The sequence below is a fragment of the Rhizobacter sp. P5_C2 genome (genome assembly GCF_054049715.1).
The window spans coordinates 1-23,500 of sequence record NZ_JBFULV010000028.1 but is presented as its reverse complement, the minus strand read 5'-3'; the positions used below and the strand labels follow the sequence as shown (position 1 = coordinate 23,500).

The 23,500-nt window shown below is 67.6% G+C and carries 19 protein-coding genes; 9 read left to right on the top strand and 10 right to left on the bottom strand.

Going from position 1 to position 23,500, the window contains the following annotated elements; genetic code table 11:
• Window positions 1–348: 348 nt before the first annotated feature.
• Together ACXJLU_RS12680 and ACXJLU_RS12675 are read right to left on the bottom strand one after the other, a co-directional pair.
• Window positions 349–762: a PaaI family thioesterase gene (locus ACXJLU_RS12680; RefSeq protein WP_457331359.1), complete on the bottom strand. Its 414-nt coding sequence runs from the start codon at window positions 760–762 to the stop codon at window positions 349–351.
• On the bottom strand, window positions 749–1,747 hold the full coding sequence (locus tag ACXJLU_RS12675; protein WP_457331357.1) for a LysR family transcriptional regulator: 999 nt from the start codon (window positions 1,745–1,747) through the stop codon (window positions 749–751). The genes ACXJLU_RS12680 and ACXJLU_RS12675 overlap by 14 nt, the downstream gene beginning before the upstream one ends.
• Before the next feature lie 101 nt (window positions 1,748–1,848).
• Here ACXJLU_RS12675 and ACXJLU_RS12670 point away from each other — a divergent pair, with 101 nt between their 5' ends.
• Window positions 1,849–3,369, top strand: coding sequence for a CoA-acylating methylmalonate-semialdehyde dehydrogenase (locus ACXJLU_RS12670; RefSeq protein ID WP_457331355.1), 1,521 nt, complete (start codon window positions 1,849–1,851; stop codon window positions 3,367–3,369).
• A 3-nt stretch (window positions 3,370–3,372) separates the two neighbouring features.
• Here ACXJLU_RS12670 and ACXJLU_RS12665 read toward each other — a convergent pair whose 3' ends face one another.
• The 4 genes from ACXJLU_RS12665 to ACXJLU_RS12650 all read right to left on the bottom strand — a co-directional run bounded on the left by ACXJLU_RS12665 (window position 3,373) and on the right by ACXJLU_RS12650 (window position 6,827).
• Window positions 3,373–4,059 carry a peptidylprolyl isomerase gene (locus ACXJLU_RS12665; RefSeq protein WP_457331353.1) on the bottom strand — a complete coding sequence of 229 codons (687 nt, stop codon included), beginning with the start codon at window positions 4,057–4,059 and terminating at the stop codon, window positions 3,373–3,375.
• Window positions 4,060–4,157: 98 nt separating this feature from the next.
• Window positions 4,158–4,985, bottom strand: a complete 828-nt coding sequence (locus ACXJLU_RS12660) for an ABC transporter permease (protein WP_073462733.1) — start codon at window positions 4,983–4,985, stop codon at window positions 4,158–4,160.
• Window positions 4,986–4,989: 4 nt separating this feature from the next.
• Window positions 4,990–5,796: an ABC transporter ATP-binding protein gene (locus ACXJLU_RS12655; RefSeq protein WP_457331351.1), complete on the bottom strand. Its 807-nt coding sequence runs from the start codon at window positions 5,794–5,796 to the stop codon at window positions 4,990–4,992.
• A complete protein-coding gene (locus tag ACXJLU_RS12650; protein ID WP_457331349.1) occupies window positions 5,793–6,827 on the bottom strand; it encodes an ABC transporter substrate-binding protein in 1,035 nt (344 codons plus the stop codon). The genes ACXJLU_RS12655 and ACXJLU_RS12650 overlap by 4 nt, the downstream gene beginning before the upstream one ends.
• 231 nt (window positions 6,828–7,058) lie before the next feature.
• On the opposite strand from ACXJLU_RS12650, the gene ACXJLU_RS12645 reads away from it, so the two are divergent.
• Genes ACXJLU_RS12645 through ACXJLU_RS12630 form a run of 4 tightly spaced genes read left to right on the top strand, consistent with a single transcriptional unit; the run spans window position 7,059 to window position 12,166 of the window.
• Window positions 7,059–8,987, top strand: a complete 1,929-nt coding sequence (locus ACXJLU_RS12645; RefSeq protein WP_457331347.1) for a hypothetical protein — start codon at window positions 7,059–7,061, stop codon at window positions 8,985–8,987.
• Between the two features lie 56 nt (window positions 8,988–9,043).
• Window positions 9,044–10,405: a S1 family peptidase gene (locus ACXJLU_RS12640; protein ID WP_457331345.1), complete on the top strand. Its 1,362-nt coding sequence runs from the start codon at window positions 9,044–9,046 to the stop codon at window positions 10,403–10,405.
• The gene (locus tag ACXJLU_RS12635; RefSeq protein ID WP_457331343.1) at window positions 10,387–11,388 is read left to right on the top strand and encodes an FHA domain-containing protein; all 1,002 of its coding nucleotides are present in this window, start codon (window positions 10,387–10,389) and stop codon (window positions 11,386–11,388) included. Before ACXJLU_RS12640 ends, ACXJLU_RS12635 begins: the two co-directional genes overlap by 19 nt.
• Window positions 11,354–12,166, top strand: a complete 813-nt coding sequence (locus tag ACXJLU_RS12630) for an SDR family oxidoreductase (RefSeq protein ID WP_457331341.1) — start codon at window positions 11,354–11,356, stop codon at window positions 12,164–12,166. The genes ACXJLU_RS12635 and ACXJLU_RS12630 overlap by 35 nt, the downstream gene beginning before the upstream one ends.
• A gap of 14 nt (window positions 12,167–12,180) precedes the next feature.
• Here ACXJLU_RS12630 and ACXJLU_RS12625 read toward each other — a convergent pair whose 3' ends face one another.
• Entirely contained in the window at window positions 12,181–13,194 is a 1,014-nt protein-coding gene (locus tag ACXJLU_RS12625; RefSeq protein WP_457331339.1) for a septal ring lytic transglycosylase RlpA family protein, read from the bottom strand.
• A gap of 50 nt (window positions 13,195–13,244) precedes the next feature.
• Between ACXJLU_RS12625 and ACXJLU_RS12620 the strand changes: the two genes are divergently transcribed.
• The 4 genes from ACXJLU_RS12620 to ACXJLU_RS12605 all read left to right on the top strand — a co-directional run bounded on the left by ACXJLU_RS12620 (window position 13,245) and on the right by ACXJLU_RS12605 (window position 19,552).
• Entirely contained in the window at window positions 13,245–14,117 is an 873-nt protein-coding gene (locus tag ACXJLU_RS12620) for a class II glutamine amidotransferase (protein WP_073462744.1), read from the top strand.
• Complete coding sequence (locus tag ACXJLU_RS12615) at window positions 14,095–15,066, top strand: LysR family transcriptional regulator (RefSeq protein WP_457331337.1); 972 nt, start codon at window positions 14,095–14,097, stop codon at window positions 15,064–15,066. Before ACXJLU_RS12620 ends, ACXJLU_RS12615 begins: the two co-directional genes overlap by 23 nt.
• Before the next feature lie 333 nt (window positions 15,067–15,399).
• The gene (locus tag ACXJLU_RS12610; protein ID WP_457331335.1) at window positions 15,400–18,462 is read left to right on the top strand and encodes a di-heme oxidoredictase family protein; all 3,063 of its coding nucleotides are present in this window, start codon (window positions 15,400–15,402) and stop codon (window positions 18,460–18,462) included.
• A gap of 142 nt (window positions 18,463–18,604) precedes the next feature.
• Window positions 18,605–19,552, top strand: coding sequence for a rhodanese-like domain-containing protein (locus ACXJLU_RS12605; protein ID WP_457331440.1), 948 nt, complete (start codon window positions 18,605–18,607; stop codon window positions 19,550–19,552).
• Window positions 19,553–19,665: 113 nt separating this feature from the next.
• Here ACXJLU_RS12605 and ACXJLU_RS12600 read toward each other — a convergent pair whose 3' ends face one another.
• From ACXJLU_RS12600 to ACXJLU_RS12590, 3 genes are all read right to left on the bottom strand, one after another.
• Entirely contained in the window at window positions 19,666–20,214 is a 549-nt protein-coding gene (locus ACXJLU_RS12600) for a hypothetical protein (protein WP_457331333.1), read from the bottom strand.
• Between the two features lie 8 nt (window positions 20,215–20,222).
• Window positions 20,223–21,305 carry a hypothetical protein gene (locus ACXJLU_RS12595; RefSeq protein WP_457331331.1) on the bottom strand — a complete coding sequence of 361 codons (1,083 nt, stop codon included), beginning with the start codon at window positions 21,303–21,305 and terminating at the stop codon, window positions 20,223–20,225.
• 419 nt (window positions 21,306–21,724) lie between these two features.
• Window positions 21,725–23,500: hypothetical protein (locus tag ACXJLU_RS12590; protein ID WP_457331329.1), on the bottom strand; the 1,776-nt coding region annotated here is incomplete at its 5' end.

The following is a 23,500-nucleotide window of genomic DNA, read 5'->3' as shown; positions in this document are numbered from 1 at the left end:
CACTTGCCAAGCAGGCCTGCCTCTCGCGTCGACAGGGGCCGATTCGCGCCAACCCGCGCCAATGCTGGGTTTGCCGCCGATCGCATGAGATCGGCAGATCCTCTGTGCCACAAGTTCCCTGAAAACGTTTCCCCCGTTTTGGGGATGGCCCAAACGTTTTCGTCCTCCTACAGTCCGTCCATGCTGTCACACGGGTTTGAAAACCAAACCGCGCGATACCAACGATTGCAGTAAGCCGGGGCCCACACCAGAACGACAGGCGACCGGCCGCAACGATCCCAACGACGTCCTCTCTCTTGAGGACTTCCAGCCCACCCCTTACCGGGTGGGCTTTTTTTTTGCCCGCGCTCAGCTGAGGATGATCTGGGTGCAGCGGAACAAGGCCATCTTCTTGCCTTGCGGGCTGAAGACGGTGGCCGACCAGACCTGGGTCGAGCGGCCGAGGTGGTCGGCGCGGGCCTCGCAGCGCAGCAGGCCGTCCTTCGCGGTGCTGAAGAAGTTGCTCTTCAGCTCGATCGTCGTGAAGTTCTTCGCCCCCTCGGGCAGGTGGGCGATGGTCGCGTAGCCGGCGCTGGTGTCGGCCAGCATGATCACGCTGGCCGCGTGCAGGAAGCCGTTCGGCGCCAGCATCCATGGCTGGACCTGCATCTGCGAGTCGAGGTGGCCCTCGGCGATGGCGGTGATCTGCACGCCGAAGCGGTCGGGCGCGAAGCCCGCCTGGCGTTCGTGGAATCCTTCGATGGTGATGTCAGGGCGCAGCATGGTTTCCCTCCAGCAAGTCAGAAGGCGACTGTAGCGAGACCTCGCCGAAACCGCCGGCCAGCGCCGCGCGCAGGTGCGCGACCAGCGCCTGCACCGCCTTCGGCGTGCTCGGGCTCCACGGCCGCATCGCATAGACCGCATCGCCGAAGAAGCCGACCGGCCGCCACTGCGGCAGCACCTCGCGCAGCTTGCCGGCACGCAAGGCCGCGGCCGCGCTGAAATCCGGCACCAGCGCGATGCCCAGCCCGGCCAGCGCCGCGTCGCGCAGCACCTCGCTGTTGCCGGCCCGCAGCGGCCCCTGCGCGACGACGCTCAGCCGCTGCGGCTCGGGCTCGTCCCCGTGCGCGCTGCGCTCGAACTGCCACACCGCCGGGCCGGGCCGCAGGTAGGTCAGGCAGGCGTGGCCGGCCAGGTCGGCCGGTGACTTGGGCATGCCCTGCCGCTTCAGGTAGGCCCGGCTCGCCACCAGCAGCGCGCGCGACGCGCAGAGCTTCCAGGCCACATGGTTCTCCGGCGGCGCGCTGGTGTGCCGCACCGCCAGGTCGAAGCCTTCGTGCGCCAACGTGACGAGGCGGTCCGACAGGTCGAGCTCGACACGGATGTCGGGGTGCGCGCGCACGAAGTCCTCGAGATGCGGCGCGACATGCTGCCGCCCGAGCGCGACCGGCGCGGTGATGCGCACCAGCCCGCGCGGCTGCGCCGCCTGGTCGCGCGCCTCGACGACGCTGCGCGCGATCAGCTCGAAGGCCTCGCCGGTCTGCTCGACCAGCCGCCGCCCGGCATCGGTCAGCCGCACCGAACGCGTGGTGCGCTGCACCAGCGGCTGGCCGACCGCACGCTCCAGCTCGGTGATGCGCTGGCTGACCGCCGCCTTCGACAGCCCGAGCCGCTGCGCCACCTGCGTGAAGCTCGCCAGCTGGCCCAGCAGCGTCAGCGTGTGCACCTGCGGCCAGAGCAGGTCGATGCGTTGGTCGGTGGTCGTCATTGTTCAGATTATCGAACAATGAAGTCACCGTGATCGCATTGGCAAGCGGCGGGCCGGCTCCTAGACTGAATCGGTACACCACAGCCTCAGGAGACAACGCCATGGGCGCCCACGATCCGTTCACCGCCACCGCCGAGGTCGGCCACTTCATCCAGGGCGCGCCGGTCGCGAGCCGCAGCGGACGCCGCCAGGCGGTCTACAACCCGGCGACCGGTGCGGTCGCGCGCCAGGTGGCGCTCGGCAGCCTCGAGGACGTGAACGCCGCAGTGGCCGCCGCGCAGGCCGCGTTCGACGGCTGGGCGCAGACGCCGCCGATCCGCCGCGGGCGCGTGATGTTCAAGTTCCTGGAGCTGATGAACCTGCACCGCGACACGCTGGCCGCGATGATCACCGCCGAGCACGGCAAGGTGTTCACCGATGCGCAGGGCGAGGTCTCGCGCGGCATCGACATCGTCGAGTTCGCCTGCGGCATCCCGCAGCTGCTGAAGGGCGACTTCACCGACCAGGTCTCGACCGGCATCGACAACTGGACGCTGCGCCAGCCGCTGGGCGTGGTGGCCGGCATCACGCCGTTCAACTTCCCGTGCATGGTGCCCTGCTGGATGTTCCCGGTGGCGATCGCCGCGGGCAACAGTTTCATTTTGAAGCCGAGCGAGCGCGACCCGTCGGCCTCGCTGTTCATGGCCGAGCTGCTGAAGCAGGCCGGGCTGCCGGATGGCGTGTTCAACGTCGTGCAGGGCGACAAGCTGGTGGTCGACGCGCTGCTGACGCACCCCGACGTGAAGGCGGTCAGCTTCGTCGGCTCGACGCCGATCGCGCAGTACATCTACGAGACCGGCGCGCACCACGGCAAGCGGGTGCAGGCGCTGGGCGGCGCGAAGAACCACATGGTGGTGATGCCCGACGCCGACCTCGACCAGGCGGTCGATGCGCTGATCGGCGCCGGCTACGGCTCGGCCGGCGAGCGCTGCATGGCGATCAGCGTCGCGGTGGTGGTGGGCGACATCGCCGATCGATTGGTCGACGCGGTTGCCGCGCGCGCGAAGACGCTGAAGGTGAAGAACGGCATGGAACTCGATGCCGAGATGGGGCCGATCGTCACCGCGCAGGCGCTCGAGCGCATCAGCGGCTACATCGACGTCGGCGTGCAGGAGGGCGCGAAACTCGTGGTTGACGGCCGCGGGCTGCGCGTGCCCGGGCACGACGGCGGCTTCTGGATCGGCGGCACGCTGTTCGACCACGTGACGCCGCAGATGCGCATCTACCGCGAGGAGATCTTCGGGCCGGTGCTGGCCGTCGTGCGGGTGCCGGATTTCGCGGCGGCGCTGGCGCTCGTCAATGCGCACGAGTTCGGTAACGGCGTCGCCTGCTTCACGAGCGACGGCAACGTCGCGCGCGAGTTCGCGCGGCGCGTGCAGGTCGGCATGGTCGGCATCAACGTGCCGATCCCGGTGCCGATGGCCTGGCACGGCTTCGGCGGCTGGAAGAAGAGCCTGTTCGGCGACATGCATGCCTACGGCGAAGAGGGCGTGCGCTTCTACACCAGGCAGAAGAGCGTGATGCAGCGCTGGCCGTCAAGCATCGGCCGTGGCGCCGAGTTCGTGATGCCGACGGCCAAGTGACGCTTACTTCAGCTGCTCGGCCCAGTAGGTCACCACCCGCGTGACCGGCAGGCCGTCRCTGTACACCGGCACCGCGGCGATCTTGTCGATCGTGTCCAGCCCGGCGATGACCTTGCCGAACACCGCATAGCCGTTGGGGTCGCAGCCGTTGGTCTTCTTGCCGGCGTCGAGGCAGGCGCTGTTGTCGACGGCGTTGAAGAAGAACTGGCTGGTCGCGGTGTCGGGGTTGGCGCTGCCGAGACGGGCCATCGCGATCGTGCCGCGCACGTTGCTCAAGCCCTTGTCGGCCTCGATCTTGATCATCGGGTAGGTCACCACGGCGATGCCGTCGGTCGTGTAGCCGCCGCCCTGCACGACGAAGCCCTTGACGACGCGGTGGTACAGCGTGTTGTCATAGCGCTTGGCCGCGACGTACTGCAGGAAGTTCGTGACCGTGATCGGCGTCTTGTCGTTGTACAGCTCGACGACGATCTCGCCCTGCGTGGTCAGCATGCAGACGGTGTTGGTGGCCGTGCTCGCGGCGGCAACCGTCTTGCCGGCATCGCTGCAGGTGGCATACGGCGCCGGCGGGATCGGCTCGGGGGCGGGTGCCGGCGGAGGCGGAGGAGGTGGCGAAGAATCACCGCCGCCACCGCCGCAGGCGGTCAGGGCGACGAGTGCGAACAGGCTGAGCAAGCGTGAGGTCGACATGGGTGGCGTGAACTCGGATGGTCCGGCGTGTGACCGGTGGTTGCGGGGTTTCGAGGCGGCATCCCGCCGGTGGGCAGGAATCCTCGATTGTCGGCGACTCAGAGCTTCTCGGTTTCCCCGGTCTTCGGCTGCCATTTCATCAGCCGCCGCTCGCCCCAGCCGACCGCGGCGTCCAGCAGCAGCGCGAAGGCCGTCAGCACCAGGATGCCGGCCATCACGGTGTTGATGTCGAACGAGCCTTCGGCCTGCAGGATCAGGTAGCCGACGCCCTCGGCCGAGCCGAGGTACTCGCCGACCACCGCGCCGACGAAGGCCAGCCCGACACTCGTGTGCAGCGAGCTGAACACCCAGCTGGTGGCGCTCGGCAAATACACGTGCCGCAGCAGCTGGCGCTGGCTCGCGCCCAGCATGCGCGCGTTCGCGAGCACCACCGGGCTCACCTCCTTGACGCCCTGATAGACGTTGAAGAACACGATGAAGAACACCAGCGTGATGCCCAGCGCCACCTTGCTCGCGACGCCCAGGCCGAACCACACCGCGAAGATCGGCGCGAGGATCACGCGCGGCATCGAGTTCAGCGCCTTGATGTAGGGCTCGCAGATCGCCGCCGCCATCGGGCTGAGCGCGAGCCACAGCCCGCAGCCCAGGCCCATCGCGGTGCCGATGCCGAACGCGAGCACCGTCTCCAGCAGCGTGATCCACAGGTGGTGGTAGATGTCGGCGCTGGTCACGAACCAGGCCCACACCCGGCCGAAGATCTTCAGCGGCTCGCCGAAGAAGAACGCCGCCTGGCGGTCGTTCTCGAACAGGAACGGCCGGATCAGGCCGGGCGCGGTCAGCACGTGCCACAGCACGAAGATCGCGACCAGCAGGCCGAGCTGCCAGGCGCGCAGGTTGCCCGGGCGGGGCTTGATGAACTTCCACATGGCGTCAGGCGGCGAGTTGCTGCTGATAACCCTTGACGACCTCGTCGCGCAGCACCGACCAGATCGCCTGGTGCAGCTCGACGAAGCGCGGCGCGGCGCGCACCTCGGCCACGTCGCGCGGGCGCTCGAGGTCGATGCGGAATTCGCCGATCGGGCGCGAGCCCGGGCCGGCGCTCAGGCACACCACGCGGTCGCTCATCGCGATCGCTTCGTCGAGGTCGTGCGTGATGAACAGCACCGCCTTCTTCTTGGCGGCCCACAGCGCCAGCACCTCGTTCTCCATCAGCTGGCGGGTCTGGATGTCGAGTGCCGAGAACGGCTCGTCCATCAGGATGATGTCGGGGTCGAGCGCGAGCGTCTGCGCCAGGCTCACGCGCTTGCGCATGCCGCCCGACAGCTGGTGCGGGTAGCGGTCGCCGAAGCCGCCCAAGCCGACGCGGCGCAGCCATTCCTCGGCCTGCGCCTTCGCGTCGGCGACGCCGCGGAACTCCAGCCCGGCCATCACGTTGCGCAGCGCGGTGCGCCAGGGCATCAGGCTCTCGGCCTGGAACAGGTAGCCGGCGCGGGTGTTCAAACCCGTCAGCGGGCGCCCGAAGACGTGGACCGTGCCGCTGCTCGGCGTCAGCAAGCCGGCCGCCATGTTGAGCAGGGTGCTCTTGCCGCAGCCGGTCGGCCCGACCACCGAGACGAACTCGCCGGCGCCGACGGTCAGCGAGACATCGCGCACCGCGGTGTAGCGCTGGCCCGGGTCGTCGCGCGAGATGAAGGTGCAGCTGACGCCGTCGAACTGCAGTGCAACATCCCCGCTCATGCCTTGGGGTACTTCGCGTTGGCCTTCTTCACGAAGTCGTTCGTGTAGACCGCCGAAAGATCCAGCTTGGCCGCCGCGATCTCCGGGTCGACGCTCGCGAGTGCGCGCCGCGCCGTCTCGGGCCCGGCCTCGGGCATCAGTCCGTCGACCGACAGCGCGCCCTTCGCGGCGAGGAAGGCATCGATGTAGACCGCGCGGTCACCGAGCAGGTAACTCTCGGGCACCGCCTTGATGATCTCGCCGGGGCCTGCTGCCTGGATCCACTTGTCGGCCCGCACCAGCGCATTGGCCAGCGCCTGCGTCGAGAGCGGGTTCTTGTCGATGAAGGTCTGCGGCGCGTACAGGCAGCCGGCCGGCATCGGGCCGCCGAACACCTTGTCGGCCTCGGCGACGATGCGGGTGTCGGAGACGATCTTCAGGTCGCCGCTGCGCTGCAGCAGCGTGATCACCGGGTCGAGGTTGCTCATCGCGTCGATCTGGCCGGAGCGCATCGCCGCGACCGCGCCGCTGCCGGCGCCCACGCCGATGATCGACACGTCGCTCGGCTTCAGCCCCGCCTTCGCGAGCACGAAGTTCGCGAGCACGTTGGTCGACGAGCCGGGCGCGGTGACACCGATCTTCTTGCCCTTCAGGTCGGCGATGCCCTTGAAGGCGGGCATCGTCTTCGGGTTGACGCCCAGCACGATCTGCGGTGCCCGGCCCTGCAGCACGAAGGCGCGCATGCGCTGGCCCTTGACCTGCATGTTCAGCGTGTGCTCGAACGCGCCCGACACCACGTCGGCGCTGCCACCGACCACCGCCTGCAGCGCGCGCGAGCCGCCGGCGAAGTCGGCGATCGTCACCTCCAGCCCCTCGGCCTTGAAGTAGCCGAGGCTCTCGGCGATGGTCAGCGGCAGGTAGTACAGCAGGTTCTTGCCGCCGACCGCGATGGTCAGCTTCGGCTTGTCGAGCGCCTGCGCGTGCAGCAGGGCGGGAAAGGCGGCCATTGCGCCGGCGGCGGCGCTGCGCAGGAGGATGTCACGACGTTGCATGGTGCGAGATCCGGGGATCGAGGAAGCGACAACTTTAGCCCTGATGCCCGGTCGGGCAGTGAGGGTTGCTGCGTAGGCGTTGCTGCGTCACGAAGTCACGCTCGCGAGGGAGACCCTGACTCAAGCCGGTGCTGCCCACGCCGAAGACCGGTCACCACGGGCCGCCGGAAACCGCTTCCGCCACGGCGCCGTGCGGTATTGCCCGGTTGTCGCCGGTCGCGAAGGAGCGCCATGAACCTCAGATCCCGCCGTTCGAATTCCTGGATCGGGCTCGGCACCCAGGCACTCTCCACGCTGGTCCTGCTCGCGCTGGCCGCCTGCGGCGGCTCGCCGTCGTCGCAGAGCGCCGCGCCGGTGGCCACCGTGCCGACCACGCAGCTCAGCGGCTCGGTCGCGGTCGGCGCGCCGATCACCGGCGGCACGCTGCGCATCCTGGACGCCGACGGCGTGCTCGTCGCGCACGACATCGCGGTCGGCGCCGACGGCAGCTTCACGGTGCCCGAGCTGACCGGCAAGGCGCCGTTCCGCATCGAGGCCTGCGGCTATGCCGGCGCGAACTACCAATGCCTGTACTCGGTCGCGCAAGGCCCGGGCACCGCCAACGTGACGCCGCTGACCAGCGCCACCGTGCTGCTGGCGGCCGGCCAGGCGCCGGTCGAGCTGATGGCGGGCAGCAGCAGCGTGCTCGATGCGAATGCCGTCGCGGGCGCGCAGACCCAGCTGCGGGCCGGCCTGTCGGGCGTGCTCAGCGGCAACGTCGCCGGCAATTTCGACTTCATCACCGGCGCGCTGTCGGCCGGCTCGCGCAGCGGCTACGACAAGGTGCTCGATGCCGTCGGCGTGGCGACCGGTGTCGACGACAAGGCCTTCGTGCAGATCACGCCGCGCCTGGGCAGCGGCAACCTCTACTTCGAACAGGGCTCGACGCTCGGCGCGGTGACCGTGGCCAACGGCGCGGGCGAGCTGTCGCTGGGTGGCCTCGAGACCTTGTTCGCCAACATGACGCAGGCGCTGGCCAGCGCGCCGGCCTGCAACAGCGGCCTCGCGGCGCAGATCGCCAGCGGCGCGCGCATGAGCACCGACGACGGCGCGCCGCTGACCGGCGGCAGCGCGGTGGCCGCAGGCCTGTGCGAGATGTTCGCATCGCAGGACATGTTCGGCTCGCGGCTGCTGAGCCCGACGCTCGGCCGCTGCGACCTCGACGGCGCGCAGCCGGTGTGCCGCGTCAGTTTCGTGCTGCAGGACCAGGACGGCGGCGTGCAGCCGGTGGGCAACGGCATGGGCGTGACGCGCGAGGGCGGCGCCTGGAAATTCCTCGGCGACGTCGACCCGGTGCAGCTGCATGCCTCGGCGAAGGCGCAGCGCGACGTGCGCATCGACGGCGACACGCCGGTCGTCAGCTACTCGCGTGCGATCGCGTTCGACATCCAGGCCGTCAGCGGCCTGCAGTGCGCACAGGTGGTGCAGCGCAATGCCGACCAGGCGCTGGTGACCATCGCGTACTACAAGCGCTTCGGCGCCAACGTGCCGCGGTTGTCGCTGTGGCAGCAGAACGCGTTCGGCAACACGCGCAGCCTGGATCCGGCGGTGGGCGCGCTGCGCAATGCCGACGACACCTGGGTCGCGCTGCCGGACGGCGACGTGGGCGACGTGGTGGTGCGCAACTTCTTCCGCGGCGGCCGCACCGTCACCGTCAACACCTTCAGCGACGACGCCTGCAGCGTGCCGTTCGCGGTCTCGGGGCGCAGCAGCTTCGAGGTCGATGTCGAAGGCGTGCCGCCGGTCTGGGCCGCGATGCCGAACCTGCCGTGGACCGACTTGACAGTGGCCGGCCGGCAATCGCTGCTCGACCTCGCGCTCGACGCCAACGCCGGCACCACGCTGAACCTCGCGTGGACCTTCGCCCACGGCACGCTCGGCCTCGACAGCGGCTCGGTCTGCAGCGACCGTGCGCAATGCGGCCAGGGCGGCAGCGGGCGCATCGCCGATTTCCGACTGCGCCCCGCTGCGACCTCGGCGGCGATCGCCGTCACGAACGGTGCCACGGCACTCCCGGCGACGGGCTACAAGATGCTCGCGCTGTATGGCCGCACCGGCGACGGGCTCGACCTGCAGAGCAACGCGGTCGCGTGCACCCCGGGGACGGTTGAGTGCCATTGAACGGATAACCCGGATTCGCATCCGGGCTACGGGGGCCGGCCCGTAGAATGATTTCGATGAGATCGCCACGCACCGGTTTTCCCGGATTGATTCAAGCCCTGGCGTTGGTGCTGTGCTCGGCGGTCCTCTCGCCCGCCCTGGCACAGACGGCCCCCGCCAAGGCCATCCCTCCCGACCCGCCGGCCTCCGCGCCGGTGTCGCTGTCGGCCCGCAAGGTCTACGAACAGGCCCGCTCGCAGCTGGTGCAGATCCGCACCGTGCTGAAGGGCCAGGCCAGCCAGACCTCGGTGGGCTCGGGCTTCATGGTGTCGGCGCAGGGGCACATGATCACCAACTTCCACGTCGTCGCCGAGGCTGCGCTGCAGCCCGAGCGCCACGACCTGGTGTCGGTCACCGCCGACGGCCGCGAAGCGCCGGTCAAGATCCTGATGCTCGACGTGCTGCACGACCTGGCGCTGCTCAAGCTCACCGACCCGAAGGCCGCCGCGACGTTCGACGCGCTGTCGTTCCGGCCCGAGGCGCAGAAGCTCGCGCAGGGCGAGCGCATGTACTCGCTCGGCAATCCGCTGGACGTCGGCTTCGCGGTGATCGAGGGCAACTACAACGGGCTGGTCGAGCGCTCGTTCTACCCGCAGATCTTCTTCGCCGGCTCGCTGAGCGCCGGCATGAGCGGCGGCCCCGCGCTCGACCAGGAGGGCCGCGTGATCGGCGTCAACGTCGCGCGGCGCGTCGACGGCGAGCAGGTCAGCTTCCTGGTGCCGGGCGCGCTCGCGAGCGCGCTGCTGGCACGCGGGCGCGACGCCGCGCCGCTGGCGCTGCCGGCCTGGCCGGTGCTGACCGAGCAGATGATGGTGCACCAGCAGCAACTGACCGACCGCTTCATCGCGCAGGGCTGGAAGCTCGCGACGCACCCGCGCTACCAGGTGCCGGTGCCGCCCGACCGCTTCATGCGCTGCTGGGGCAGCAGCGAGCCGTCGCGCACCGGCGGGCTCGATTTCGAGCGCTCCGACTGCGTGATGGACACCCGCATCTTCATGGGCGAGTTCACGACCGGCGCGATCTCGGTGCGCCACGAGAGCTACGACGGCCGCAAGCTCGGCACGCTGCGCTTCTCGGCGCGCTATGCGCAGAGCTTCCGCAACGAGCACTTCGACCGCCGCCGCCCCGACCAGCAGACGCGCCCGCAGTGCCACGAGGACTTCATCGACCGCGACGGCCTGCCGCTGCGCGCCGTGGTCTGCGTGCGCGCCTACAAGAAGCTGCCGCAGCTGTACGACGTCTCGGTGCTCGTCGCCACGCTCGACGAACCCAAATCCGGCGTGCAGGGCCGCTTCGATGCACAGGCCGTCAGCTACCCGAACGCGATGAAACTCGCACAGCATTACCTGGAGGCCTACGCATGGGTGCGGTCGCGCTGATCGAAGTGCTGGAGCGCGACGGCACGCCGCGCCACGGCGTGGCGGTGCCGCAATGGCCGCTGCGGGTCGGGCGGGCGCTCGACAACGACCTGGTGCTCGACGACCCGCACGTCGCGCCGCACCACCTGGTGATCGACCGCGACGAGACCGGCGCGTTCGTGCAGGTGGGCGAGACCCTCAACGGCGCGCTGCTCGGCACGCAGCGGGTGGACGCCGGCGGGCGTGGCGCGGTCGGCGACACGCCGCTCGCGATCACGATCGGCCGCGTGCACCTGCGGCTGCGGCTGGCCGAGCACGCGCTCGCGCCCGAGCTGCGGCTGGACCCGACGCGCTCGCTGGCGCAGGGGCTGCCGCTGCTCGCGCTGCTGCTGCTGCTGGTCGGCGCGATGGAGGTGTTCAACACCTACCTCGACACCGACCCCGACGGCTTCGTGCGCGCGCTCGGCAGCGGCGCCATCTCGGCGATCGTCGGGCTGATGGGCTGGTGCGGCGTGTGGACGCTGCTGTCCAAGCTGTTCACGCGCCAGGGGCATTTCGGCTGGCACCTGCGGGTGGCGCTGATCGCGGTGCTGGCCTGGGAGCTGATCAGCGGCGCGACGCAACTGCTGTCGTTCTCGCTGTCGTGGCCATGGCTGAGCGACTTCAAGTTCGTGCTCGGCTATGCCGTCGGCGCCACGCTGCTGTACTTCCACATGCTGGCGGTCGAGCCCTACCGGCACCGCCGCGTGCGGCAGGCAGCGGTCGCGATGGCGCTGGTCGGCACGGCGCTCAGCCTGTGGTTCAACTGGCAGAACGGCGACCGCCTGGGCAGCGAGCTCTACATGAGCCACCTGTTCCCGCCGGCGTTGCGCGTCGCGAAGCCGGTCGACACCGCCAGCTTCATGAAGGGCGTGGCGGAACTGCAGGCCACGCTCGACGCGAAGGCCAAACGCAAGGAGGATGCGGGCGATGACGGCGGCGAAGGTGGCGGCGATGATGAGTGACGCAGCGCGTCCGTCGGCCGGCCGCACGGTGCTGGTGACCGGCGGCAGCCGCGGCATCGGCGCCGCGGCGGCGCTGTGCTGCGCCGAACTCGGCTTCGATGTCGCGGTGAACTACACCCGCGATGCGGCCGCGGCGCAGGCGGTGGTCGAGCGCATCACGGCGCTCGGCCGGCGCGCGATCGCGCTGCAGGCCGACGTGTCGGTCGAGGCGCAGGTGCTCGCGATGTTCGCGCAGGTCGACGCCGCACAGCGCGACGCCGGACTGCCGCCGTTGCACGGCCTCGTCAACAACGCCGGCGTCGTCGACCGCGCGGCGCGCGTCGAGCAGATCGACGCCGCGCGGCTGCAGCGCATGTTCGCGATCAACGTGTTCGGCAGCTTCCTGTGCGCGCGCGAGGCGGTGAAGCGGTTGTCGACGCGCCACGGCGGGCCGGGCGGCGCGATCGTCAACCTGTCGTCGGCCGCGGCGCGGCTGGGCGGTGCGGGGCAGTACGTCGACTATGCCGCCGCGAAGGGCGCGATCGACACCTTCACGATCGGGCTGGCGCGCGAGGTGGCCGCCGAAGGCATCCGTGTGAACGCGGTGCGGCCAGGCATCATCGAGACCGACATCCATGCGTCCGGCGGCCAGCCCGACCGAGCGCAGCAGCTGGCGCCGCAGGTGCCGATGCAGCGCGCCGGCACGGCCGACGAAGTGGGCCGCGCGATCGCGTGGCTGATCTCCGATGCGGCGAGCTACACGACCGGCAGCCTGCTCGACGTGACCGGCGGACGCTGACTTCGCAGCCTGGATCAGCGCCGCTCGACGATCAGCGGCACCAGCTTCAGCGCCTCGCGGATGCGGCCCGCGGCCTCTTGCGCCTCGCCGCGGTTCGGGTAGGGCCCGGCCTGCAGCCGGAAGATCGACGGCTCGCTGAACACCGCGAGCAGCGGCGCGAGCCAGTCGAGTTCGCCCGACACGCGTTGCTGGAACTGCTCGGCACCGTCACGCTGCTTGAACGCACCGAGCTGCACCCAGAAGCCCTGCGCCGCCGTCGTGAAGGCGCGGCTGGGCTTCGAGTCGATCGGTGCGTCGGGCGCCGAGGCCGCGGGCAGATCGGGCAGAGGCACGGCAGCAACGGAAACCGGCAGCGGCGTTGACACCGCCGCAGGCAAGGGCGCGGCTGTCGCCGCCACCACGGGCGCAGGTGCCGGCGCGGCAGCCACCTCCGTCCCCCCACCATCGCGCCGCCACGACCCGGTGCGGATCTGCTCGAACGTGATGCGCTCGACCTCGACCGGCGCGACGCCGTTGAGCACGCCGAGCTTCATCGCCGCGGTGTAGCTCAGGTCGATCACGCGGCCCGGGTGGAACGGGCCGCGGTCGTTGACGCGCACGATCACCTCGCGCCCGTTGGCCGGGTTGCGCACGCGGGCGTAGCTCGGGATCGGCATCGTCTTGTGCGCCGCCGTCATCGCGTACATGTTGTAGACCTCGCCACTCGCGGTGCGCTTGCCCTGGAACTTGCGGCCGTACCACGAGGCCAGGCCCCGCTCGGTGAGCGGGCTGTCGTCGCGCTGCGGCGTGTAGTCCTTGCCGAGCACCTCGTACGGCTTGTTCGGCCCGCCCGGGCGGATCGGCTCGACCTGCGGCTGCGCATCGGGCACGCGGGCGAGGTCGGGCGGGACCTTCGCCTCGGGGCCGTCGCGTGACGACGTTTTCGGGCCCGACGCACACGCTGCGAGCAGCGCCGCGACGCACAGCATCGAGAGGTGGTGCCTGTGCAGGCACGGCGGCGTGCGGCCGATCGCATCGAACTTCGTCATTTCTCCTCAATTGGAGGACAGCATGCCGCGTATTGAACACCAGATCTGCCATGTGCCAGCTACTTGGAATGAGCTCCAGCGCGAACGCCGCGATCACTTTCTCGTTCACCGGCTTCGCGCAGCGCGGCGGCCGCACCGACGATCACGCCGACGGCTGGGGCATCGCGTTCTACGAGCGCTCCGGCTGCCGCGTCTTCCTCGACGACCAGCCAGCCTGCGATTCGCCGCTGGCCGAATTCGTCGGCCGCTACCCGATCAAGTCGAAGATCGTGCTGGCGCACATCCGCAAGGCCACGCAGGGCGAGCCGATGCTGTCGAACTGCCACCCGTTCCAGCGCGAGTGGCTGGGGCAGTCGTGGATCTTCGCGACCAACGGCGACCTGCGCGATTTCAATCCACCGCTGCGCGGCCCCGGCCCGTTCCTGCCGATGGGCAGCACCGACAGCGAAAAGGCCTTCTGCTGGCTGCTGCAAGAGTTGCGCGAGCGCTTCGGCGGCCGGACGCAAGCGCCCGGCTGGCTCGAGATGGCGCCGGTCGTGGCCGAGCTGTCAGCCTCGATCGCGCGCCACGGCAACTTCAACTTCCTGCTGTCCAACGGCCACGGGCTGTACGCGCACTGTTCCAGCAGGCTGGTCGTGCTGGAGCGCCACCATCCGTTCCCGACCGCGCGCCTCGTCGACTGCGACCTGTCGCTCGACCTGGGCGTGCTCAACCGCCGCGACGACCGCATGGTCGTCATCGCGACCGCGCCCCTGACCCTCGACGAACCCTGGTCGCCGCTCAAGACTGGCGAGTCGCGGCTGTTCGTCGACGGCGAATCGGTCTGGCGCCACACGCATCCCGACACCCGGATGTTTCCGGCCCCGACGACGCATTGCGGTCGGGGACGCATCGTTGCCGATGGACCTCCGGTGGCTCGATGACTTCCTGACGGTGGTCGACTGCGGCAGTTTCACGCAGGCGGCGCAGCGCCGCGGCGTGTCGCAGTCGGGGCTGTCGCGGCGCATCCAGGCGCTCGAGCACTGGGTCGGCTCGCCGCTGTTCGACCGCCTCGCGCAGCCCTTGCTGCTGACGGCCGCGGGGCGCCGGTTCACGCCGCTGGCGATCGGACTGCGCTCGATGTTCGACGCCGCGCAGCACCGCGAGCCGTCCTGCGGCCCGCACACCGTGACGATCGCGACCTCCGACGGCTTCGAGGCCGGCCTGTTGCCGCTGCTGCTCGGGCGCATCCGGCGCCAGTTCCCCGACACGCCGTTGCGCGCGGTCAGCCGCGACGAACGCCGCGCACGCGCCGAGCTGCTGTCGGGCCAGTCGCTGCTGTGGGTGGTGGCCCAGGACCCGCGTGCGCCGATCGAGCTGATGCCGGAGCTGTTCCACGCCAAGCGGGTCGCGCGCGACCGCCTGATGGCGGTGGTGGGCGCGCGCGGCGGTCAGCCGCTGTTCGAGTTGCCGGGCACCTGGCAGCGGCCGGTGCCGGTCATCGACTATGCCGATGGACACCCGCTGGCGACCTTCCTGAGCCAGCGCCTGGCGCGCGAGCGCTCGTTGCCGCACCTGCGCGTGGCTTGCGTCGCCGAGAGCATGCACGCGCTGCGCGCGCTGGTGGCCCAGGGCCTCGGGCTCGGCATGGCCTACGAGTCGATGGTGAGCGAGGAGCTGCGTGCCGGCGAGCTGCTGTGCGCCCAGCCGCGCTGGACCTCGGCGATCGACGTGCTGATGGTGCGGCCGCGTTGCGCGACACACACCAGCCCTGCAACCGCCGTGGCGAATGCCATCTGGGACCAGACCGCCGAACTGCCGGAGGAGCCTCGCCACCCGCCGGCCACCTCGGCCGGGCGCGGCGCGCTGCTGCTCAGCGACGTCGTGGCCTGAGAGCGTCGCGTCGAGAACTGGATCAGTCCCATCGCATAGCCGGTCTGGTAGGCGTTGCCGTGAAGCCTGCCACAAATTGTTCCCTGGCAACCCCAATCGGTCGGACTTGTATCGATCTGTCTTCGGCCTTGCAAGGCGCCGGCCCGGCCGCAAGACCGCGTGGCCCCTGGCGCCGCAACACACACGCGGTGGAACCGGTTCTACCACCGTGCACCGGCCGTGGTGCTGGCATCAAACCTGCGCACCATTTCACGCATGCACCTGGCGCTGAGGATTGGTGAAGTTCTCGATACCGCAGCCCCAAGCCAACGGACGATCAAAGGACCTGTGAACATGAACCACCCGATTTCCGAAGAACCGAACCGGCCGCGCGCAGCGCTGGTCGCACTGGGTTCCCTCTTCCTCGCAGCGGCCGTCCTCAGCGGATGCGGCGGCAAGGATGCGGATTCCTCGTCCGCTTCGGCACCGAGCCCGGTCGGCGCGCCTTCGCCGCAATCGCCGGCCCAGCCGCCGGCAAGTGATCCGAATCCGCCGGTCAACGAACCCGCGCCGGTGCCGGCGCCCCCGTCGCTGCCGTCCGGCGGTGCCCCGGCCGCGCCCGCGCCCACGCCCGCGCAGCAACTGCCCGCCGGCGTCGACATGAGCAAGCCCGGCGTCGCCGTCGTGCCGGTCAAGGCCACCGCGTTGACCGCCAACGGCGGCAACACCGCCGACAAGGCCATTGACGGCAACGCCACCCAGAACAGCCGCTGGGAAAGCTCCCAGTCCGACACCAACTGGATCCAGTTCGACTTCGGCGTCAAGACCCAGATCGGCTACCTGAAGCTGGTGTGGGAAGCCGCGTATGCCAAGGAATATTCGATTCTCGTCTCCGACGACGGCAGCACCTGGTACCAGCTGCGCTACGTGGCCGACGGCAAGGGCGGCACCGAAGAGTTCTACAACCTGAACGCCAACGTCCGCTACGTCCGCATCAACGGCGTGAAGCGCGCCTCCGGCTACGGCTACTCGATCATCGAGGCGAGCTTCAAGTCCCCGGGCAGCGACAACACGCTGGGTTCCGCGGTCGCGGCCTCGGTGATCCCGCACCCGGCCGACGGCAGCAACCTGATCCCGGCGGCCGCCCAGCAGGCACCGATCGACACCATCCAGTTCTCGCTGCCGGACGGCACGCTGGTGACGCGCGTCGGCTTCGTCGGCCGCTCACGGCACGCCCGCGAGCGCGGCGAGGACTGGAACGAAGCCGGCTACGGCGCGAACGAGACCGTCGACGCCGCCGGAAACCCGGTGGACAAGGGGCCCGGCGCGCACCTGAACTTCGTGGCCAACTACTTTGCCTTCCGCACCTGGGGCGTCGAGTTCATCGACAACAGCAAGGTGACCGGCGTCACCAAGCCCAAGGTGATCGTCAACGAGTACTTCCAGCAACCGCAGTACGGCGGCGGCCATTCCTTCGTTCGCGGGTTCGACAACCCCAACACCACCGGCTTCGGCTGGATGAGCCCGGGCGACCTGCTGGACGACAACACCTACACGCTGGGCGGCCAAGGCATCGCCGCGTGCCCCGTGGTGCCCAAGCCGCCGCAGAACGCGCTGGCCAAGCCGACGAGCGGCTACAACAACATCATCGGCGCGAACGATGGCTGCAGCGTGGTGTTCGACTCGTTCCCCGGCCATTCCGCGCTCTCGACCGACGTCAACGGCGTGCTGGCCCGCAGTGCCGACGTGCCCGGCGCCACCCAGTTCTACGACTACGCAGTGAGCTTCGACCCGGCCACCGACAAGGTGACCACCGCCACCCCGGTCGCCGGCAAGAGCGTCGCGGCGCGCTCGTTGAAGACGGGCGACGTGGTCGAGTTCTCGCCGTCGTTCTTCTCGACGACCGCGATCATGAGGGGGCTCGGCACCACCGACGGTCATCGCTACTACACCAACGAGCTGAGCTACGTGGTGGGCGCGGGCCTGCGTCCCTATTACGGTGCGCAGCCGCGCCTGAACAACACGCCGCTGCCGTCCGCGGCGTTGCAGGGCGGCCTCGGTTCGGTCTCGTACGACTACGCCGACAACTCGACCTTCGTGTTCCAGCAGCCGCACAACAACATCGGCATGCAGAACATGCAGCGCTTCGTGGAAGGCCGCCGCTGGTTCCACACCCACATGCAGACCGGCGACCACACCGAGAACGGCAACGACCGCAACACCGCCGCGGTGGGCCTGCAAGGGCCGATGTTCAACCAGTCGACCTGCTTCGGTTGCCACATCAACAACGGCCGCAGCCTGGCACCCACCGTCGTCAACCAGAAGATCGACACGATGGCGGTGCGCACGGCGCAGACCGATGCGAATGGTCAGCAGCTGCCGCACCCGATGTACGGCCTCGGCGCCCAGATGAACGCGAAGGGGTCCACCGATGGCGTGCGTCGTGACTGGGGTACCGCGGTGCACGTGTCGAAGTTCGAGCTGAAGACCGTGACACTGGCCGACGGCAGTTCGGTGGAACTGAGCAAGCCGGTGGTGAGCTTCGACGGCCCGACGCCGGACGTGTTCTCGGTGCGCAGCGCGCAGCCGGTGATCGGCATGGGCCTGCTCGAGGCGATCCCGGATGCCGACATCATTGCGCGTGCCAGGACCGCTCCGGATGCCGACGGCGTCCAGGGCATCGCGAACTTCGCGTACGACCCGGAAACCGGCAAGGTGCGCCTGGGCCGCTACGGCTGGAAGGCATCGAAGGTCAGCCTGCGCCACCAGGCGTCGGCCGCTGCGCTGCTCGACATGTCGGTCACGTCACCGGTGTACCCGAACCGCGACTGCCTGTACGGCCCGTCGAAGTGCACCACCGCGAACCGTGTCGACACCGGCCTGACGGAAGACGCGCTGAAGCTGCTGGAACGCTACGTGGCCCTGCTGGCCGTGCCGGCCCAGCGCAGTGTGGCGAGTGGCTACCCGAAGGGTGTGACGCCACTGGCCGCGCTGAACCCGGACGTCAACAAGATCACGGCCGGCGAGACGGTGTTCAACACCCTCAAGTGCCAGAGCTGCCACGTGCAGTCCATGACGACCGGCTCCACCAGCGAGTTCCAGGAAGCGCGCAACCAGAAGATCAAGCCGTACACCGACATGCTGCTGCATGACATGGGCGCCGACCTGGGCGACGGCCTGACCGAAGGCCTGGCCACCGGCAGCATGTGGCGCACGTCACCGCTGTGGGGCATCGGCTACACCGAGCTGGTCGCGGGCAAGACCATCAAGGTCGGCTACCTGCACGACAGCCGCGCCCGCACGCTGACCGAGGCCATCGTGTGGCACGGCGGTGAAGGCAAGGCCAGCCGCGACCGCTTCGTCGCGCTGAGCAAGGCCGATCGGGAGGCGCTGCTGGCCTTCCTGGGTTCGCTGTAAGGTCCGCCCCTTCAGATCTGGCCGCCCTTCGGGGCGGCTTTTTCTTTGGCAGGAAGGACGGCTCTGACAGGTTTCGAATGCGGCCCATCGCGGAATGCAGCTTGCTTGGGACAGCGATATCCTCTGCTCCTTTGCACCTATGTTGAACACCATCCTTCGCTGGCTCACCGACTACGGGCTGGGCGTTGTCTTCTTCAACGTGTGGGCAGAGCAGCTCGGCCTGCCCGTGCCTGCGTACCCCGTGTTGGTGGTGACCGGCGCGCTGAGCGTCGAAGGCCGCTACTCGGCCATCGCACTGCTGGGCGCGGCGGTGTCGGCCTGCCTGCTGGCTGACTTGGTCTGGTACGCCGCCGGCCGCCGCTACGGCAGTCGCGTGCTGCGTACGGTATGCCGCATCTCGATGTCGCCTGACTCCTGTGTACGGCAAACCGAGTCGATGTTCGAGCGTTGGGGCATCTGGTCGCTGCTGGTCGCCAAGTTCATTCCCGGCTTCGCCACCATCGCCACCGTTCTGTGCGGGCGGATGCGGTTGCCGTTGGCAGCGTTCATCATGGTCGACCTGATAGGCGCCACTCTCTATGCGGGCGTTGGCATCACTCTCGGTGTGCTGTTCCATGAGGCCATCGACGACGTCATCGCGGTGTTCGCGAATCTTGGCCGCATCGGCCTTGTGGTGCTGCTGCTGGCGCTGGCACTGTTCATCGCCACCAAGTGGCGGCAGCGGCACCGACTGATCCGGGCGCTGCGCACGGCGCGCATCACGGTGTCAGAGTTGGAACTGCTGATCAGCCAGGGCATCGCGCCGGCGATTGTCGACGTGCGTTCGGCCGGCAGCCGCGAACGTGACGGCACCATTCCCGGAGCGTTGCCCTGGCCGGTGAACGCTGCATTGGACAGTGCACCCGAACTGCCGCGCGATGCCCAGGTGGTGGTCTATTGCGCTTGTCCGAACGAGGCCTCGGCTGCCAAGGTGGCGCAGCAACTGCAGCGCGCCGGTTTCACCAACGTTCGGCCGCTGCACGGCGGCATCGACGCCTGGATCGCCGCCGGCCTGCCGATCGAGCGGCCGCTGGCGGTAGCGGTTGCCTGATTCGGCGCGCAGATATCGAACTCATCGAGATCGGGCGTTGAGCAACAGCTTCAACGCATGAACACCGAGGGCCGCTGATGCGGCCCTCGGTATTTAGGTGGTGATACTGAGACTCAGGTTTGAGATCTGTTCCCGTCATCTGTTGACACCACCACCTCGAAGGCGGATGTCGGGGCGTGCACGGGCACAACACGTATCGTGCTCCCAGATAAACGCATACCGTCCGCGTGAACAACGCGAGCTTCAAGCTCATCATTGCTCTGTCGAACCCAACCTGTTGCCCTTTGTTCGCCACCAGAAGAGAAGGAAACGGGAATCCAAAACCCCTCGACATTGCCCACCAGTGGAGCTACCTGGAATTTCAGATCTTCAACAGATACCCGCTCCCCAACGCTGGTAAAAACCTCATCAAATGGCTGAGGCACCAAGAACTCGGCAGCGTCAATAGAGATCGGAACGGGCCGACTAACCGCAAACCCTGCGCGAGCAGCCTCTTGAGGCAACACCGAGCCGCCCGAGTTCAAGACAGTTATGGCCGCACCTGATCGCAAAGCACGGTAGATGCCTTTCCCGATAGGGACGTTGGTGTCGGACACAGCCACGCCAGCCAAGAGTGCAGCACCTTTTACTCGCATTGGCTTGCGATCCAAGTCGATCAGCATGAACGCCATCAATGATTACCTGTTAAGTCGAAGTAAGAACCGTCACGGACACGCTGAATATCGTGCCGAAGTTCGAAGCGTAGCCCTGGCGAGAGGTCATAGCTGTTAAGAATTGATCGCTTCGCCAAGATTTCCAAATTCGCTGGCGAATAGCCTTTCTGCGGAAGGCCGGCCTTGATCTGCCCCCAATGAGTTGTCTCTTCCAGCATATCTACCACCCGCATTTTTTCCGGGTTGTACCTGAACCACATTCCATTCTCTATGCTTTCGCCACCGAACACACCAATGGTCGGGCCCATTTCGTTTCCACCCCTACGAACGCCCACGCCACTAGCCCTCATTTCACGCAAAGAAAGCGCGAAGTCTGTGCGCATGGGATCCCACTTCGGCAGATCCTTGACTAACGCCGCGTAGCCCTCACCACTTGCGCCGAATGTGTCCGCCCACGCCTCCATTCGCATGTTCTTCTCGAGCCGGAACCCGACAGCATCTGACCTAACCAATGACGCTTCGCTACGGAACAGCGTGGTCAATTTCGAACCACCGCCCGCAGCGAGAAGGTCCACGCCCATCCACGCAGCATCTTTCGCAGCGTCAGCGTAGTTGCCATCAACGATGTTTGTGCCGAAGGAATACCCTCCAAGCGCCATGCTCGCCGTCAATGCCGGTGGAGACACGCTGGCAGCAACCAAGTAAGAGTAGGCCAAATTCCCTCCGAGCTGGCGATCGAGACTACTCCGAATCGCTTGCTCACCCACTGACAGCGTCGGCGCTTCCATCGGTCTCGTGCTGGCTTGCATAACAGGACTTCCCGCGGGGATGACAGGCTGATCCACGTAGTCAGAGTGCAGCGTCATCGTTGCACGCGGTGAACCCAACACCAACTCGCGGAACTTGTCGTCACTTATGACACCGGCAGATCGAAGCTGTTTCAACGTAGCGATTTCATTTGCGTACGCTGGGTAGTTGTTGGCGATTGAGGCGACGCCACCCGACAGACTCGGAACCGAACCGGTCACAGTTTCTTGGGCCGCTGCTGCCAACTCGCGGCCATATGCATCAGCTCTGGCGTGTTGCGCAATCAGCGCCACCTTGGCACTGCGCGCGGCTTGCGAACGCGACGATGCTGCGCAAGTGGGTGGTGGATGAGCAACAGCATCAACGCATGAACGACAAGGGCTGCATCTGCGGCCTTCTCTTCGTTTTGATTGATCGTTACTCTGGTTGAACACCCTTCACGGCATCGCTCCACCCCTGAGCAGCAACATCCTCCGCGCTTGCCCACCCAGCGGAGCCGCCAGCAATGGCAACGCCAAGTTCCTGCACCACGAAGCTGGGAGGTTCTGCCTCAAGCGCATTCGAGCTATCGATACTCTCAGGCGAAGCCCATACCGTTTCGCACTCATCGCACATCAGCACAAGGCTCTTCCCATCGGCGCATCGCCGAATACCGATGACGCCGGTACGACACACCGGGCAACCAATTTGAACGTAGAGCATCACGATGACCTTATCGAATTGGATATGCCGTCACCACCTGGTTCCCGTTCCGGACAACAAGTAGGACATTGTTTACACCTGGATTCCCCATCACTGATCCGCCCTGACCACCAACCCAGCCAACGCGGCGCCCCATATCGACCAGATACGTATCCTTGGTTCCGACCGTTGTCTTAACCACGTTAGTGCCACCTTGTTGAGCGCTGATCCAAGCTTCGTCCACCACTTGTACCACTCCTTTGCGTCCCGCATCGAAGACACCATGCTCACCGACGCGTAGAGGTTGATCCTCAGCGTGTCGAAGAACGTGCTGAATGCGGTTCCCATACTGAGCATCAGGGCCGTACTGGAGACCTTGCGGCGACTCCCACGTGTCTTGGCTCACATACTTTAGGCGGTTTCCTGCATTTGTCGCAGACGGTGGAAGTTCGTTCACACCAGAAGGTCTATTGGTTAGCAGTTCACTATCCGCCAGCATCTGATCACGCAACGGTGTCGCGCTCACCCGGCCCGTAGCTGACGATGCGAAGGTCTCAGACCACGCGTCACTCACGCTCATTCCAAGCACAGGGAACCGATTCACGGCAGCTCCAGTAGCTAGACCGAGCCCCTTACTTATTGCGATGCCACCGCCGACAGCTGCTACAAGCTCTTGTGGCGACCCCGGCAGCATGGTTTCTATGACGGCTCCCTTCATCGCATTGCCCCACAGCGCAGCCGTATCACCACGTTGCGCCGCCAGTTCCGTGTCGATCCTGATGCTGTCGAGCGCTCCGTACTTGTACTCGTGCATGAACATGCCGCCCGCGCCGATTGCCCTCCCAGTAGGCCCGGCAATCAGCATCGAAGGTCCACCAGCACCCGAAGCGATGTCTGGCGGCATGTCACTACTAAGGATTGCGTCACCACCTGCCAACGCTGCAGCGATGACCATGCCTGAGCGCTGACCCTCGCTCAGGGCATTGGGATCCACCAAATCAAGGCGTGCCGCATTTGCCAGCGTGGGTCGGAGGTCTTCACCTTTCTCAAACGCCCGGTGAACTTGTGCAGCGTTGTACTCATCGATGGTCGACACGCCATTGATTTCCACTCGGAACGAAGTGCCCGCGTCGTTAGGCGTCTCACCAAGCATGCGCTGCATCCGCGCAAGGTTCTCTGCCCGGAATCGATCTGGATCATTTCCAGAGCCGAGACTAAAACCCTCACCAGCCGCCAGCAGCACATCGTTGCTGGTATCGCGCCCATTCGCCCAACCTTGAGCACCGCTGAATGCACCAACGAACGCATTGACTGTGTTCGGATCAGCCGCATAGGCTGCCCACTGCGCCTTCTCGAATGCCGCTTCGTCCCGCCCGGATCGCTGTTGATCTGCCTCCAGCGAAGAGCCTCTGGCCAAGCTTTCGCCCAACGCATTCCCAAACKCATCCGTGACCACCTGCGTGGCCTGGAAGCGCCCCCCGCGCGCCAGCATCGTCGTCGCCCCTGCCGCGAAGCCCACCACGCTGGCTCGCGCAACGTTCTGTGCCTGTGCAATGGCCGTCGCAGCCCCTTCGACATGATTCCACCCGATGGCTGACAAGCCCTCGCTGGCCGCCTGCCCCGCGGCACCGCCCAGCGCCGCTGCCGCCACCTGCCCCCAGCGGAACTCGTCCTGCAGATCCAGCGCCACGCCCACGCTCTGCGTGGCCGCGCTTGCAATCGCAGAGCGCACCGCCGCGTTGGCGATCGTGTGCGTCTCGCCCAGCGGAGCCCAGCCCTGCATCGCGCCACCCACGCCGCCTCCCAC